Below are 16,347 nucleotides of genomic sequence, written 5' to 3'. Positions count from 1 at the left end.
GGTCTGTGATTTTCGGAGGCTTAACCTGTATGCAACAAGCAACTATTCTCATCGTCGGCTGCGGCGATGTTGGCTCAACTCTTGGACAAATGTTATTAAATCAAGGGCATAAGGTATTTGGCCTACGTCGTAATATAAACCAGCTACCGCAAGGCATCCAAGGAATAAGCGCTGATCTCACAAATTTAGAGAATTTAAAAGCGGCTCTGGCGGAAATAGACGACTGTCATATCCTTGTCTACACAGCAGCGGCAAGCAGTCATGATGAAGAAGGTTACGAAGCAGCCTATGTGGCTGGCGTGCAAAACACCCTAAATGCACTACCCTCTAAACCTAAACATCTATTCTTCACATCCAGCAGCGGGGTTTACCACCAAAACGATAGTGATTGGGTGGATGAAACGAGCCCCTGCGAACCTAAATCTTTTAGTGGCAAGATCATGCTTAAAGGTGAACAACAGGTTTTAAGTGCTGATCTACCAAGTACAGTGGTTAGATTTAGCGGCATCTATGGCCCCGGAAGGAATCATCTAATCAGCCGTGTCAGAAGAGGTGATATAGCCCCCGCTAAACCTGAGCATTTCAGTAACCGCATTCACCGTGACGATTGCGCTGGCGTTTTAAACTTTCTCATTACGAAAGTACTTAATGGCGAAACAGTAGATCCATGTTATCTGGCCAGTGATAGTAGCCCAGTCACTATGCATGAGATCACAACTTGGTTAGCAAATAAAACCAAAAGCGCAATCACTTCAGAAACCGTTTCTCGTCGCGCAGGCAGCAAACGCTGCTCAAATACAAAGCTAATTAAAGCAGGCTATACGTTCAAATATCCGACATATATAGAAGGTTACAGTAATTTAATAGATCTTGATCAAGAATCCCTCGATAAATAAAACTAAAGCTCCTGCATACTGTAGTTTTTGATACAATCGCGCCCTCAATTCAGCAGTATTTTATAGTATGCAGCAGTATCGCAATCTTATTCTTGGTTTTGTCCTGATCATTACCTTAATGACAGGCTTAGGCGGCTTCAGTCTCTACCACCTCAATAACATCTCGAAAGACGTCGAAAACATCTATAACCACCCATTTGCTGTGAGCAATGCTGGGCAGTCGATCCAGACTCTAGTGTTTGCGATGCACCGCGATATGAAAGATGTGGTATTGGTAAAAAATACGGAACAGTTAAAAGCTACGTTAGAGCAAGTGCACCGCCAAGAACAGCAAGTTCTCAAAGAGTTCGACATAATCTTTGAGCGCTTTTTGGGTAACAAAGTCACGATTAAACAGGCCTACCAAACCTTTATTGAATGGAAACCGATTCGTGACGAAGTAGCCAAATTAGCTTTGGCTGGTGAAACTGAAAGAGCCGCTGAGATTACCCGAGCCAAAGGTGCTCAGCATGTCGACAAGCTTCTTTCCGAAGTGCACGAGTTTGTTCTCTTTGCCCAGAACAAAGCCGAAGAATTTCATCAACAGTCATCGGATAATAGAGACCACTCTATCTACGTGGTAGCTACTATTGGTTTCTTAACGATTGTTATCTCTCTTCTGATTGCAATCAAAGTGACCCGTTTGATTATGCGTTCAAACAAAGCTTTATCGCAGCGAGAACATCTGATTGACCAGAACATCATGCTGGCAAACCTTGATACACAAGGCGTGATTATTGATGCCAGTAATGCCCTCTGCCGTTTCCTCGACACAACCAAAGAAGAACTGATCGGCAAGCAAAGTAATTTTTTTGATAATTCAGATACTCACAGCATGCTATCGGAGCAGATCTGGAAAACAATCAAAACCGGTAAAACATGGCAAGGTGAGATACGTCATATCAACGACGATGGCTTAATGCATTGGGCAAACTCGCGCATTTTACCCAATATTAATGAACGCTATCAGATAACCGGCTTTACAAACCTACTGCAGGATTCAACCAGCAAGAAGCTATCGATTACAGATAAGCTCACCACACTGCCAAACCGCCGTAGTTTTGAAGATGTGTTAGAGCGCGAAATTAAGCTCAGCTACCGTCATGGCACAGCAATCGCGTTAGCTATTCTGGATGTAGATTTCTTCAAGCTTTACAACGACACCTACGGTCACCCGCAAGGGGATAAGGCCCTGCGAGATATCGCGAACTGCATCAGAGGCAGCCTACGCAGACCTTCCGATTTTGCCTTTCGCATCGGGGGTGAAGAGTTTGCCATCATCATTACAGAACAAGATGCAGCTAAGGCCCAAGCTTTCCTAGATCGTATTCGAGCAGAAGTGGAAGCACTGCATATTCCTCACGAGAAGAGCACTGTCAGCGACTATGTAACTATCTCTATTGGTGCCTACTGGAGCGCGGGCAATCAGATTTCTGATAAAAATGAACTGTACACGGAAGCGGATAAAGCGCTGTATCTAGCAAAGAACAATCGCAACCAGTTAGTTGTTCATAACCATCAGAGCTATGCGAAAAGCGCTTAACAGCCTTACTCGATAAGTAAGGCTATTTATTAGATACAGCTACTTAGCAAACTCTTCTAATAGAGCTTGCTGAGCAGAGAAAACCTCTTCCTCTTCACCCGGCTGGTTCTGAATATAACTACCGTCCGCCTGAAGCTCCCAGCTCTGGCAGTTATCTTTCATGTAGTAATCCAGCTCGCGCTTTAAACGCTCACTATGTTTTCCAAAGACTTGGAAACCCGTTTCTACACGGTTAAGCATGTTACGTTCCATCCAGTCAGCGCTGGCACAGAACACTTCCGGTTTACCGTCATTACCAAAATAGTAAACGCGCGTATGCTCTAAGAAACGGCCGATGATGGAGCGAACTTTGATATTTTCAGACAGCCCCTCAATACCCGGACGTAGACGACACATACCACGGATAATCAGATCAATTTGAACACCAGCTTCCGCTGCTTCGTATAGGGCACGGATCATCTTAGGCTCAGTCAAACCGTTCACTTTGACCATGATATGACCTGGCTTACCAGACTTAGCTAAGCGGGTCTCACGACGGATCAGTTCGATCATTTTAGAGTGCAGGGTAAATGGGGCTGTGTATAACTTTTTCAGCTTCTGAATCTTACCCATACCCGTTAGCTGTTGAAAAACCTTGTGGACATCTTCGCCCACCTCTTGATCCGCAGTCAGATAACTGTAATCAGAATACAGGCGCGCTGTACCCGAGTGATAGTTACCCGTACCTAAGTGAGAATAACGTACTAAGTGATTCTCCTCTTCTCGTACGATTAACATCGCTTTAGCGTGGCACTTGTAACCAACAACACCATACACAACCAAACAACCCGCCTCCTGCAAACGTGAAGCAAGATGTAGATTACTCTCTTCATCGAAACGTGCACGCAGTTCAATAACTACGGTTACCTCTTTACCGCTACGCGCCGCTTCTACTAATGCATTAACGATATCGGATTTTACCCCAGTTCGATAAAGAGTCTGTTTTATCGCTACGACATCAGGATCTTTCGCTGCCTGACGCAGTAGATCAACCACTGGTGAAAAGGACTGGAATGGATGTAACAATAATTGATCATTCGCCCTTAAGGCATCGAAAATATTGTCACCTTTAAGCTTACCAGGCATGCCGGGAGAAAATGGCTTCCAGCGCAGATCATTCCGCTCCACTAAATCACGCACAGCCATAAGGCGGGTCAAGTTAACAGGACCATCCACCCTATAAGTTTGCGATTCATCCAATTTGTACTCTTTCTGTAGGAAAGCGATCAACTCTTCTGGTGTTCGCTGGTCCACTTCCAATCGAACTGCATCACCGTACTTACGCGAGTGCAACTCACCCCTCAGGGTATTTACCAGATCCTCAACCTCTTCCACATCGAAGGTCATATCGGCATTACGTGTGATACGGAACTGATAACAACCTTTAACCTTCATCCCTGGGAATAGCTCATCCGCAAATTCGTGGATAATCGAGGATAAGAAGATTAGGTTATCTCCACCATCACAGAGGTTGTCTGGTAGACGGATCAAACGCGGCAAAGAGCGCGGAGCCGGAATAATCGCCATGCCAGTTTCACGGCCAAAGGCATCTTTACCATCCAGCTCAACGATAAAGTTAAGGCTCTTATTCACTAAACGTGGGAAAGGGTGTGAAGGGTCCAAACCAACCGGGCTGATGACCGGCACAACACGATCATAGAAGTAAGACTGCACCCACTCTCTCTGCTCCGGCGTCCATAAGTGACGACGGATAAAATGGATCTCTTCCTTTTCCAACTCAGGAAAGATCGTTTCATTCAGGATCTTATATTGGCGGTCTACGGTCAGGTGACAGATTTCGCTAATACGCTGCAACACCGTACGTGGGTGCATTGCATCAGGACCAACTGCCTCACGACCATATTTCAACTGAGTCATCTGCTCAGCAACACGAATCTCGAAAAATTCATCCAAGTTACTGGAGAAGATCAACAGGAACATCAACCGTTCTAGCAACGGGTGCTGCTCCTCTAATGCTTGTTCTAGAACTCGGATATTAAACTGCAGATGGCTGAGTTCACGGTTGATATAGAGCTCGGGCACCTTCAGATCAACCGGTGTTTCCTCTACCTCTTGCTCTGTTGTTGCAACATTTTCACGGCTCTCTAATAACGCCGCTGCTGCTTCGCTCTGTTCCGCTGATTCAACCATCACGCTGTTTTCTCTCCCTAATTCTTTAACGACTACAGAATAAAGTTTAGTCGTTTAATATCTGTGCGACGCGTTTCGCAAAATAAGTCAGGACGCCATCAGCCCCTGCACGCTTAAACGCCAACAGGGATTCAAGCATTACGCTACGCTCGTCTAACCAACCGTTTTGGAAAGCCGCTACATGCATCGCATATTCACCACTCACCTGATAAACATAGGTTGGTGCTTTTAATTCATCTTTAACTCGGCGAACGATATCCAGATACGGCATACCCGGTTTTACCATCACCATATCTGCACCTTCCGCTAGGTCCAGTGACACTTCGTGTAGCGCTTCATTACTGTTAGCAGGGTCCATCTGGTAACTAAACTTGTTACCTTTACCAATGTTCGCCGCAGAACCTACTGCATCTCGGAAAGGACCATAGTAAGCACTTGCATACTTAGCGGAGTACGCCATGATCAAGGTATTTACAAAACCATTACTTTCCAGCTCATCACGGATACCACCGATACGGCCATCCATCATGTCGCTTGGTGCAACAATATCAGCACCTGCTTCGGCGTGAGATACCGCCTGCTGGATCAAGGTATCAACAGTGCGATCATTCAACACATAACCATTTTCATCGATAATGCCGTCCTGCCCGTGAGTCGTGAACGGGTCCAGTGCAACATCGGTCATGATTCCCATCTCAGGGCAGGCATCTTTGATTGCTTTCACTGCACGCTGAGCCAGACCATCTGGGTTGTAGGCTTCTTCTGCCAACTCAGATTTCGCATCCATCGGTGTTACAGGGAACAACGCCATCGCCGGCACACCTAAAGAAGCAAGCTCTTTCGCTTCTTTTACCAGCAAATCGATACTCATACGCTCGACGCCAGGCATAGACGCGACTTGCTCAGTTTGATTTTGACCTTCAATCACAAAGACGGGATAGATCAGATCATCTGGCGTTAAAACGCTCTCTCGCATTAGACGACGGGAAAAATCACTGGCACGCATACGACGCATACGTGTTTCTGGGTAAAAGCGCTGGCTGTTATTAAAGGACACGGCATCTTCCTTAGGTTACAAGATGAATATGACAGAAAACGATGACAAGCTAATGACAGCCTAGAGATAAGGCTAAAAATTGTGTAACTATTTGTCACCATAGTAATAAAACTGATCTTATCGTACTCTGCATACAAAAGGGTATGATCAAACTCATATCACTGTAGATAAAGGAGCCTGAAAGCATGAAGAAAATTGCAGTAATTCTATCTGGTTGCGGCGTATACGATGGCGCAGAAATTTACGAGTCGGTTCTGACTTTGCTACAGATCGCTGAACGCGGTGCTAGTTCACAGTGTATGGCACCGAATATCGAGCAGATGCACGTTATTAATCACCTTACTGGCGAAGAAGCCGGTGAAACACGTAACGTTTTAGTTGAAGCAGCGCGTTTAGCACGTGGTGAAATTATCGATCTTGCAACAGCCAATGCTGAAGATTACGATGCGCTAATTATTCCAGGTGGATTTGGTGCAGCGAAAAACCTATCTGACTTCGCAGTAAAAGGTCCTGAGTGCTCAGTAAACCCTGATGTAATTAACTTTACTCAAGCGATGCATAAAGCAGGTAAGCCAGTTGGTTTAATCTGTATTGCTCCAGCAATGACACCTATCCTATTTGGTGAAGGCGCTACTTGCACGATCGGTAATGATGCTGATACAGCAGCGGCGATTGAAGCGATGGGTGGTAAGCACCAAGACTGCGGTGTTAGCGAGATCGTAATCGATTCCGAGCGTAAAGTGGTGACAACTCCAGCGTATATGCTAGCGGGTTCAATTACCGAAGCGGCATCAGGTATCCGCAAGCTAGTAGATGAAGTGCTTGAACTAGCTTAAGTAAGAATCACTGACAGAAGAAAGCGGCGATGTTTATTCGCCGCTTTTTTATGCTTCTTTCTTAGCTTCCTTAAAGCTTAGATTCTGCCCTAAAACCTATAATCTATCCTAGCCAATTAAGTACCCTGCCGACGATGTGACCACTGCATAAAGATGCGGTACAGCATAGGAATCAGGAACAGAGTCAGTACGGTCGAGAACGCCAAGCCACTCACAATCGCCGTTGCCACTGGCCCCCAAATTAGGGAGTGACCACCTAAGCCCGTTGCTAAAGAAAACAAGCCTGCAATCGTCGTTAGTGAAGTAATCAAGATTGGAATAACGCGTCGTCTAGCCGCGTATAAGGTAGCATGTTTTACCGACATCCCTTTATCTAAGCGTTGGTTACCCGCTGAGATCAGCACAATCGCGGCATTCACCGCTATCCCTGCCAAAGCAACAACACCGTACAAGGTGAATAGACTCAGAGGGTTTTGCGTCAGTAACAACCCAAGCACTACACCAATAATAGCCATAGGGATGGTCATTAAGATCATCAGAGGCTGGAAATAACTAGAGAATTGCGTACCCAAAATCAGATATATCAATCCAAGACCAAACAGAAAGAGAATACCGATCGAATTAATACTCTCTTGGATTTCATCCAGCTCACCCGAGAAGTCCAAGTCCAGATTAGGAAACTGTACTTGCAGCTCGTCATTCCAATGCTCCAAAATCATGTCATTGGCAGTTACGGTATCGATGCTGTTAGGCAGGAGATCGGCTTCCACCGTTATTGCTCGGCGGAAGTTATAGTGACGGATATTTCCGAGCGCTTTCTCTTTTTCAAAACGAACCAGATTGATCAACGGTACACGCCCACCATCTGCTAACGGCAATTCAAATAGGAGTAACTGTTCTATATCACTGTATTGCTGCGGCTTTGCTCGTACCCGCACTTCAAGTTTTTCACCTTCGTGCTGCATATCAGCGACGATTTCACCATCCACCAACAACTGCGCTGTACGGATAACCTCTTGCGGATTGAGTCCCGCCTGAGTAATCGCATCATAGTCGGCTTTTAGCGTCAGCGTCATACGTCCGCCGCCAGCATCGTCGGTAATATCGGTTATCGCTTCCACCGATCGCATATAGGTTTGCAGCGCATCCGCGGCTGCACGAATCTCTGCGTATTCATCACCACGCACTTTAATACTAATCGGTTTAGACACTGGAGGACCACCTGCCAAACGCAAGAAAGAGATATTCAACGGCCCAGGCAAAGCCAATGCATCTTCACGCACCGCAGCTAACAACTCATCGACCGAGCGGTTATCTTCTGTTTTTGGTTTGAGCCCAACCAATATCTGGCCATAGTGATCACCAAACATAGGTGCTGTTTCGGTAAACTGCTGTCCGGCATAACCAACAATTGCTCGAAGATCCTCATCTTTAAGATGTTTACGTACCAACTTCTCCATCTGTTTTACTTTGTCCAAGGTAGCATCAAGGGAAGTCTCTGGTGCCATCTCCATATTGACATAAAACAAGCGCAACGGATCCGAGGCAAAGAAATCCATCTTGATCAAACCAGCTCCGAGTGCGCCCATCGAACCAATAAACAGTGCACCGATTAAGCTAAAGGTCAGTACAGGGCGACGCATCGCTTTAATCAACGATCGAACATAGGTAATTTGGATTTTATGGGTCATGCGGGTACGAAAGCGCTGCATCCGTCCCGGATTCGCAAAGGACACTTGCGCCACACTCACGTGTACCGGCAGCATCCAGAACGCTTCAACCAGAGAGATCGCCAATGCGATGGTGACCACCATGGGGATCACCCGCATAAAGTCACCCATGATCCCCGGCAGCAGCATTAAAGGTAGAAACGCCGCCATCGTCGTCAATACAGCACTGATTACCGGGCGTCCTACCTCTTCGAGCGAGGCCATGGTCGCTTGATAGATCGGTTGCCCTAGCTGCAAGCGATGATAGATCGCCTCCACCACGACCACTGCATCATCCACCAGCATACCGAGCACAATCACCACACCGAGTAGCACGGTAACATTTAAGGTTTCACCCATGCCCCAGAGCACCCAGAAAGTACCCGCCAGAATAAAGGGGATACCAATCGCAGTTAAAAAGGCGATATGCGCACCCAAGAACAACCACGCCACTACCAATACCAAGATCAAACCGATCAGAGCATTGTTCTGCATAAGGCTGATCGCTTCACGGGTCGGCACGGTCTGATCATCGACCAGAACCAATTTCACACCAGTCGCTTGGGCCAGCTCATTGCGCTGATCCATATAAGTTTTCACCCGCTCGACCAACTCTAAGGTATTGGCATTGGCTTTTTTCATCACCGCCAATACAACCGCGGGTTTGCCATCGATCACTGCATCTTGTTGCGCTTTTGCCCGGGTTTGCACAACCTCGGCAACTCGGCCAAGGGTGATCTCCTCCCCCTGTAGATTGATCAACGGGATATGCTTAACCTGATCAGGGTCGGCACTGCGTCCCACCAAACGTACAAGCCATGCCTGCTCGCCGACATTCACGCTACCGGCAGAGATATCCTGAAACCAAACAGATACGGTATTCGATAACTGAGTTGGCGACAGCGATAGCGCCTGCAATGCTTCAGGGTCAAAATTCACCTGCAATTCAGGATCATCCAGACCAATTGGATCAACCCGATCTACACCCGTGATACGTTCCAGATCTTTTTCGATATTACGCGCTTGTACCCTGAGGTTTTCGTCATCATCTAGTGCGGTTACAGCCACTGTGACACTTGGGAAAGCGTTGGCGCTGGTGATCTCTAATATCACCGGATCAATCGCATTTTCCGGTAACTCGTCTTCTACATTTTGAATTTCTCGGCGCAGATCATTGATACGTTTATCAAAGGTACGCTCGTCAATATCAGAAAAACGTATCAGCAAACTCGACACTGCTTCGCGGCTATTAGAAGAAGCAAACTTAATATCCGAGACATTGCGTATTGCGTCTTCTAGCGGGTCAGTTACACGCTTCTCGATATCATCAGCGCTAGCCCCCGGCAGCACAGTGGTCACAACAACCCAGTTAAAGTTGATGGTGGGATCTTGTTGGCGAGGCAACAGGTTGTAGCAAAGAAAGCCAATCACCAATACCAATAGAAAGGTGAGGTTAGCTAAGACATGGTTGTTAAACAGACGCATTAACATAGCTATTACTACTCCTGCGCCATCACTGTCACATCACTGCCCGATTCAACCCCGTGCTGACCTTCAACAATCACCAGCATATCCAATGGCAGATCAACAACGGCAGCCTGGCCTTCAACCGCTTTAGGCAGTGCAATAAATTCCGCCTTGGAATCATTCAGCCCCATCACTCCCAACTGACCATCACGGGAAACAATGTACTGAACCGGCAAGCGCCCTTGGGGCTCCTGCCATACCAATCGACCACTGCTACCTGATATGGCTTTATCTGCGCTAAATTGCAGACGAACTTCTTGAGTACGGGCACGATTTTCAACAAAAGGTACAATCACCCGTAGTTCAAGCGGAAAACGTTGCTGTTGAATCTGATATTCGATCTTTGTGGAATTAGGCAGAGAAGCAAGCTGCTTACTACTTAGCAACGCTGATACTTCCTGACGATCTTCAGCCAGAATTTTGAATAGAGGGGTGCCCGATGCAACAAGGCTGCCTTCACCGACTAAACGTTCCGTAACAACTCCGGTAAAGGGTGCTACTGGGGTGCAACGAGCTACCGCTAGCTCTGCTTCATCTAAACGAGCTTGAGAGCCGGAAGCTTGCGCTATTAAGCTATCCAACTCAGCGCGACGCTGATCACGCAGTTCTTTTGAGGCATTACGCTGTTTTAACAATCGCTCAGCTCGGCTTAATTGCTGACGAGCCAAACGGGTTTGCGCTTGTAGCGCGTTTAGCTCACTTTTGACTTGGACTAAGCGCAGGTCAAAATCACGACATTCGAGCTTTAGCAGTGGCGCGCCTTTATCGAGCTGATCGCCTACATTAACAAGCACTTCTTCAACGGGTGCATTTAAACGGCTACTGATAATTACATGATGATCGTTGATCACCTGCGCTGGTGCGCTTTGACTGGATGGAGCTAACAGCTCAGACAGAGGTTTAACTACCACACTTTCAGCGGCCTGTAGCTGTGTACCTAAAACCAAAAGAGTAAGAGTGAAGAGCTGTCGCATAACTGAGTCCTAACTAAATCCCTGTGAACCATTTATTTACAAATGATTCTCAATCTTTTTTCGTGCTACAAAATGATGCATGACCTTGACTCTAATAGCCATACTAAAGTTCACAATGTGTCTAAATTGCGTGCAATAAAAAGCCCCGCATTTGCGAGGCTTCATAATCAGGCTATCACTTCCGTTAAAGACGGACTTCAATACCCTTGTCTCGCATATATTCCTTCGCTTGCGGAACCGTGTACTCATTAAAGTGGAAGATAGAAGCCGCAAGCACAGCGTCTGCCTTGCCTTCGATACAGCCTTCCACTAAGTGATCCAGATTACCTACACCACCAGAAGCGATGACAGGTACGTTGACCGCATCACTAATAGCACGCGTAACTTCTAGGTCGTAACCGTTTTTAACGCCATCTTGGTCCATAGATGTCAGAAGAATTTCACCTGCACCTAACTCAACCATCTTTTGCGCCCACTCAACCGCATCGATACCGGTTGGTTTACGGCCACCGTGAGTAAAGATCTCCCAACGGTTCTCTTCACCCTCTTGGGATACTTTCTTGGCATCAATGGCTACAACGATACATTGTGAACCAAAGCGCTCTGCTGCTTCTTTAACAAACTCAGGGTTAAATACCGCAGCAGAATTAATAGATACTTTATCTGCACCCGCATTCAACATGGTACGGATATCCTCGCAAGTACGAATACCACCACCTACTGTCAGTGGGATAAATACCTGTGAAGCCATACGTTCAACCGTATGCACCATCGTGTCACGGCCTTCATGGGTTGCAGTAATATCTAGAAATGTAATTTCGTCTGCACCCTGTTCATCGTAGCGCTTTGCTACTTCTACAGGATCACCTGCGTCGCGAATATCGACAAACTTAACGCCTTTCACCACGCGACCGTTTTCTACATCGAGGCAAGGAATAATTCGTTTTGCCAAAGCCATGAGTAGCTACCTCTAAAATTTGATCTAATGGATTAAGGTTTAATCGTATTTTCAGTCATCGGTGCAGGTGCTGGCTTACCATCCCAATTAAGGAAATTCTTAAGCAACTGCAGACCCGCCTTAGAGCTTTTCTCAGGGTGGAACTGCACAGCGAACACATTGTCACGAGCAAGCGCGACATCAAACTGCTGACCGTAACGACAAACACCAGAAACCAGATCACGTTCTTCAGCTGTTACAAAGTAGCTGTGAACAAAGTAGAAACGACTACCGTCTTCGATCTCATTCCATAGAGGGTGATCATCCATCTGAGCAACTTCGTTCCACCCCATATGTGGAACTTTCAGGCGCTCGCCCTCTTCTGCTAGGTCATCGCCAAAGTAATTCACACTACCCTTAAAATGAGACAAGCAATCTACGCCTTCGTTCTCTTCAGAACGCTCCAGCAGAGCTTGCATACCAACGCAGATACCTAGGAATGGTTTACCCGAATTGATTGCATCTGTGACCTCTTTATCCACACCGGCACGTAGCATCTCTGCCATGCAATCACGCATTGCACCAACGCCCGGCAAGATAACGCGGTCAGCACTGGCAACTAGCGCAGGATCAGAAGTCACACGTACTTCAACACCCGGCTGTACAAATTCCAGTGCTTTGGCAACAGAGTGCAAGTTGCCCATGCCATAATCGATTACCGCTACACTCGACATAACTTACAAACACCCTTTTGTAGAAGGCATAACATCCGCAGCACGCGCATCAATCTCTAGTGAGTAACGCAGAGCACGACCAAACGCTTTAAAGATGGTTTCCGCTTGGTGGTGGGCATTGAAGCCCTTGATGTTATCGATATGCAAAGTAACACCGGCGTGATTTACGAAGCCTTGGAAAAATTCCCAAAACAGCTGCGTATCAAAACGGCCGATATTGCCGCGGGTAAAATCACACTTAAAATCGAGCCCTGGTCGACCTGAGAAATCGATAACAACACGGGACAAAGCTTCATCCAGCGGGCAGTAAGCATGGCCGTAGCGCATGATCCCTTTACGATCACCTACCGCTTCTTTAAATGCTTGCCCTAGCGTGATGCCGATATCTTCAACCGTGTGGTGGTCATCGATATGTGTATCGCCTTTAGCATGAATATCTAGATCAATAAGACCATGGCGGGAGATCTGCTCCATCATGTGCTCTAAGAACGGCACACCTGTATCGGCCTTAAACTGGCCTGTTCCATCAATATTTACCGACACAGTGATCTGTGTCTCCAATGTATCTCGACTTACCTTGGCTGTACGGTCCGCCATGGTGATCTCCCACTATATTTGATCTGAGCCGCGATTATACAACCATCCCCCCATCCATGCACTTTCCAAAGCGGTTAATTACACGCAAATACAGAGACCTTGGGCTATCTTGTAGGTATCGCCTTTTATTAAGGACGGAATCAGCTGATGAATGATCCCGATCTACATCAACTATTGCGCGGCAATCATCGCGCGCTATTGTTAGTTATCGATGCTTTACCTTTCCCGATCTATTACAAAGATCACGAAGGTAAGTACCTCGGCTGCAACAAGGCCTATGCTGATTATGTTCAAGTTTCCAGAGAGGATTTGATTGGTCGAAATGTTTTTGAAGTCTTTGATAAAACACCCGCTTCTATTTTTGCAGCAGCTGATATGGATCTTTTAAACAATCCGGGCATCCAAATTTACGAAACACCCGTTCATCGTGAGGGCAAAGACCTCAACTATGTGAAGTTCCATAAAGCCACCTTTCATGACAGCGACGGTTCCGTTGCAGGGCTGATCGGCGCCATCATAGATATCACAGATCAGAAAACTCTAGAGAAGAAATTTAAGCGTTTAGCGACTTATGACGATCTCACCGGTATCTATAACCGTCGTGAAGGTCGTAAACAACTAAAACTGCTGTGCAAAGAAGCGATTCGAAAAGAGCGCCCCATCTCCGTAATCCTGTTAGATATCGATGATTTTAAGGACATTAACGACACATACGGCCATGATACCGGCGATATTGCCCTTAAACAGGCAGCACAGTGTCTAGACCGTTATTCCAGAGCTCACGATTTTGTTTGTCGTTATGGCGGAGAAGAATTCATGATCATCCTTCCCGAAACGAATACAGATTCAGCTTTAAAAATTGGAGAACGTTATCTAGAAGCACTGCGCAGTATGGAAGTACAGATAACAAGTAGTGAGGTAATACACCTTACCGCAAGTATTGGTGTAGGAGAGTTGGATAAAGAGTTTACCGATAGAGAATTGATGCTCAAACAAGCAGATTTAGCCCTCTATCGCGCCAAAGCCAGCGGCAAAAACCAAGTCTGTAGCTAAATTATTCATCCCTCCTTCAGCCTCCGCCATTGAAACTTCATTATTTCCGTTTATCCTCATCCCATCAGAACCCTTGCCAAGGAGAGAACAATGAAAGGTCTGCTGAAATTACTCGCTGGTCTAGCCGCACTGATTGTTGTGGTGATCGTCGCTGGCGGTGCCATTCTGGGTGCATTCTTTGATCCCAACGAATACAAACCCGAAATAGAGCAAGCAGCACTTGATAATGCTGGTATCGAACTAAAAATTAACGGTAATATCGGCTGGTCAGTTTTCCCTTGGTTAGGGCTTGAAGTAAATAAGATTGATGCCAAATTCCCTGGCAAACAGGATTTAGCCAAGCTAAACCAAGCTCAAATCTCTGTACGCCTACCCGCACTATTGTCTGGCAATGTTGAGATGCAAAGCGTGGTGGTAGATGGTTTAGAGCTAAACCTTGTCCAAGAAAAAGATGGCAGCAACAACTGGGCGATCGCAGCGGCACCTGCTGATGCGAAAAAAGATACGACAACAGATGCAGCGCCAAAAGAAGAGTCGGCAAAAAGCACATCTGCACCTATCGCGATCAACATCGACAGTATCCAGATCAGCAACGGTAACATCATCTATCAAGATAAAGCCGCTGATATGATCGCTAAACTTACTGAATTCAACATGTCCTCAGGTCAGGTAGTGACTAACGCTTTCTTCCCAGCAGAGCTGAGCTTTAAAGCTTCACAAACAGTTAAAGGTGAAGAGCAGATTAAAGCCGCAGCGAAACTAGCTGCTGAGTTTTACCTGGATCTGAAACAGCAACAGTACAAGCTTAAAAGCCTAACCAGTGAGCTAAACCTGAGTGGTAAACCACTAGGCGATAAATCACTGGCGCTGAAGACTGCTGCCGATATTGAAGCAGACCTGCCGAAACAACAGCTAAGCCTTAACAACCTAAAACTATCGATTGCCAATCTAAATGCAGAGGGTGCGCTGGCCGTTAATAACTTCGCAGCACCAGCGATCAGCGGCAAGCTGAATGTGGCAACCTTTGATCTAAATCAACTGCTAAGCGCTGTGGGTCAGGCTGAAGTCAAAACTAACGATCCGAACGTTCTAAAAGCGATCAGTTTATCTACAGAACTAGCAGGTCCGGCCAATACAATCACCGCGACAGCGCTAACCGTTAAGCTGGATGATACGACCTTCAACGGTTCTGCAGCATTTAACCTAGCAAACAGCAACATCACGCTGAACCTGCAAGGCGACAAGATCAATGCTGATCGCTACATGCCACCTGCAACGCAAGGTGAAAAAGCAGCAGACTCTTCCAACACAGCAACTGCGAGCACTGCTAAAAAGGGCCAGAGTGGTCCTTACTCGAAAGATCCAATTCTGCCAGTTGAAACACTACGTGGTTTAGAGCTAGACACAACGTTAGGCCTTAAATCACTGCATGTTTCCAATATGGATATCAGCAATGTGGCACTACAAGTAAGCGCTCACGGTGGTTTAATCAAGGCAACGAAAATTGATGCTGATCTATACAAAGGCAGTGTGCGTAACAACGTCACTGTTGATGTGCGTAAGAACACACCGGTTATTACCTCCAAGAAAACCATCACCGGTCTTCAGGTAGGTGACCTGCTAAAAGATATGGCTAACGCTGATCAGCTAACCGGTAAGCTAAACTCAACCTCCAATCTGACACTGCGCGGTAACTCTGTTCACGATTTTGTAAACAGCGTTACAGGTACTGCAAAAGTGAACATGAAAGATGGTGAACTAAAAGGCTTAGACATGGCACAAACGGTTTGCCAGGGCCTAAACAATGTTAGCGCGCTAGGCGGTGATGCTGAGCAAGTAGATCGTTCTACGCCATTTACCAGCATGGGCGCTTCTACCCGTATTAAAAATGGCGTGGTTACAAACAAAGATCTTAAAGCCGCACTGGATGCAATGACCCTAAGCGGCAAAGGCACCGTAAACCTACCAAAACAAATGTTGAACTACCGTCTTGGCTTTATGGTTGAGAAGAATCTGTTTAAAGAAACCTGCTCTTTCCCCAATAAACTGGAAGGCGTCGAGGTACCAATCGACTGTAAAGGAAGCTTTAACACAGAACCAACCAAGCTATGTAAGCCTGATTTCAGCTTTATCACTGACGCGCTAAAACAGGACGTTAAAAAGAAAGTTGAAGAGAAAAAAGAGAAACTAAAAGCCAAAGCTGAAGAGAAACTTAAAGATAAGCTAGGCGACAAACTGAAAGGTTTATTTTAACC

At 46.3% G+C, this 16,347-nt stretch carries 12 protein-coding genes; 5 read left to right on the top strand and 7 right to left on the bottom strand.

Annotated elements, in window-relative coordinates; all coding sequences use genetic code 11:
• Nucleotides 1-29: 29 nt before the first annotated feature.
• Together ACMXYS_RS00850 and ACMXYS_RS00845 are read left to right on the top strand one after the other, a co-directional pair.
• The gene (locus ACMXYS_RS00850) at nucleotides 30-896 is read left to right on the top strand and encodes an SDR family oxidoreductase (RefSeq protein WP_415883111.1); all 867 of its coding nucleotides are present in this window, start codon (nucleotides 30-32) and stop codon (nucleotides 894-896) included.
• A 67-nt stretch (nucleotides 897-963) separates the two neighbouring features.
• The gene (locus tag ACMXYS_RS00845; RefSeq protein WP_415883110.1) at nucleotides 964-2,478 is read left to right on the top strand and encodes a diguanylate cyclase domain-containing protein; all 1,515 of its coding nucleotides are present in this window, start codon (nucleotides 964-966) and stop codon (nucleotides 2,476-2,478) included.
• A gap of 39 nt (nucleotides 2,479-2,517) precedes the next feature.
• Here the strand turns inward: ACMXYS_RS00845 and ppk1 are convergent, their stop codons facing one another.
• Both ppk1 and hemB read right to left on the bottom strand, forming a co-directional pair.
• Nucleotides 2,518-4,668 (bottom strand): polyphosphate kinase 1, encoded by a 2,151-nt coding sequence (gene ppk1 / locus ACMXYS_RS00840; RefSeq protein WP_415884695.1) that lies wholly within the window; start codon nucleotides 4,666-4,668, stop codon nucleotides 2,518-2,520.
• 46 nt (nucleotides 4,669-4,714) lie between these two features.
• On the bottom strand, nucleotides 4,715-5,725 hold the full coding sequence (gene hemB / locus ACMXYS_RS00835) for a porphobilinogen synthase (protein ID WP_415897324.1): 1,011 nt from the start codon (nucleotides 5,723-5,725) through the stop codon (nucleotides 4,715-4,717).
• A gap of 185 nt (nucleotides 5,726-5,910) precedes the next feature.
• On the opposite strand from hemB, the gene elbB reads away from it, so the two are divergent.
• Complete coding sequence (elbB, locus tag ACMXYS_RS00830; RefSeq protein ID WP_415897323.1) at nucleotides 5,911-6,561, top strand: isoprenoid biosynthesis glyoxalase ElbB; 651 nt, start codon at nucleotides 5,911-5,913, stop codon at nucleotides 6,559-6,561.
• A gap of 116 nt (nucleotides 6,562-6,677) precedes the next feature.
• Here elbB and ACMXYS_RS00825 read toward each other — a convergent pair whose 3' ends face one another.
• The 5 genes from ACMXYS_RS00825 to hisB form a co-directional block, all read right to left on the bottom strand.
• The gene (locus ACMXYS_RS00825; protein WP_415897322.1) at nucleotides 6,678-9,761 is read right to left on the bottom strand and encodes an efflux RND transporter permease subunit; all 3,084 of its coding nucleotides are present in this window, start codon (nucleotides 9,759-9,761) and stop codon (nucleotides 6,678-6,680) included.
• Nucleotides 9,762-9,769: 8 nt separating this feature from the next.
• Nucleotides 9,770-10,771, bottom strand: coding sequence for an efflux RND transporter periplasmic adaptor subunit (locus ACMXYS_RS00820; RefSeq protein WP_415897321.1), 1,002 nt, complete (start codon nucleotides 10,769-10,771; stop codon nucleotides 9,770-9,772).
• A gap of 184 nt (nucleotides 10,772-10,955) precedes the next feature.
• Nucleotides 10,956-11,729: an imidazole glycerol phosphate synthase subunit HisF gene (hisF, locus tag ACMXYS_RS00815; RefSeq protein ID WP_415883105.1), complete on the bottom strand. Its 774-nt coding sequence runs from the start codon at nucleotides 11,727-11,729 to the stop codon at nucleotides 10,956-10,958.
• 32 nt (nucleotides 11,730-11,761) lie between these two features.
• Nucleotides 11,762-12,442 carry an imidazole glycerol phosphate synthase subunit HisH gene (hisH, locus tag ACMXYS_RS00810; RefSeq protein WP_415883104.1) on the bottom strand — a complete coding sequence of 227 codons (681 nt, stop codon included), beginning with the start codon at nucleotides 12,440-12,442 and terminating at the stop codon, nucleotides 11,762-11,764.
• 3 nt (nucleotides 12,443-12,445) lie between these two features.
• Nucleotides 12,446-13,039, bottom strand: coding sequence for an imidazoleglycerol-phosphate dehydratase HisB (gene hisB / locus ACMXYS_RS00805; RefSeq protein ID WP_415883103.1), 594 nt, complete (start codon nucleotides 13,037-13,039; stop codon nucleotides 12,446-12,448).
• Nucleotides 13,040-13,186: 147 nt separating this feature from the next.
• Between hisB and ACMXYS_RS00800 the strand changes: the two genes are divergently transcribed.
• Together ACMXYS_RS00800 and ACMXYS_RS00795 are read left to right on the top strand one after the other, a co-directional pair.
• A complete protein-coding gene (locus tag ACMXYS_RS00800) occupies nucleotides 13,187-14,092 on the top strand; it encodes a diguanylate cyclase (RefSeq protein ID WP_415883102.1) in 906 nt (301 codons plus the stop codon).
• Between the two features lie 90 nt (nucleotides 14,093-14,182).
• Nucleotides 14,183-16,345: an AsmA family protein gene (locus tag ACMXYS_RS00795; protein ID WP_415883101.1), complete on the top strand. Its 2,163-nt coding sequence runs from the start codon at nucleotides 14,183-14,185 to the stop codon at nucleotides 16,343-16,345.
• Nucleotides 16,346-16,347 lie beyond the last annotated feature (2 nt).

This window comes from Neptuniibacter sp. QD57_21, assembly GCF_047778075.1.
In the GTDB taxonomy this organism is placed as follows: domain Bacteria; phylum Pseudomonadota; class Gammaproteobacteria; order Pseudomonadales; family Balneatricaceae; genus Neptuniibacter.
Note: the sequence above shows the minus strand (reverse complement) of the source record. Positions and strands in the feature narration are given on the sequence as shown.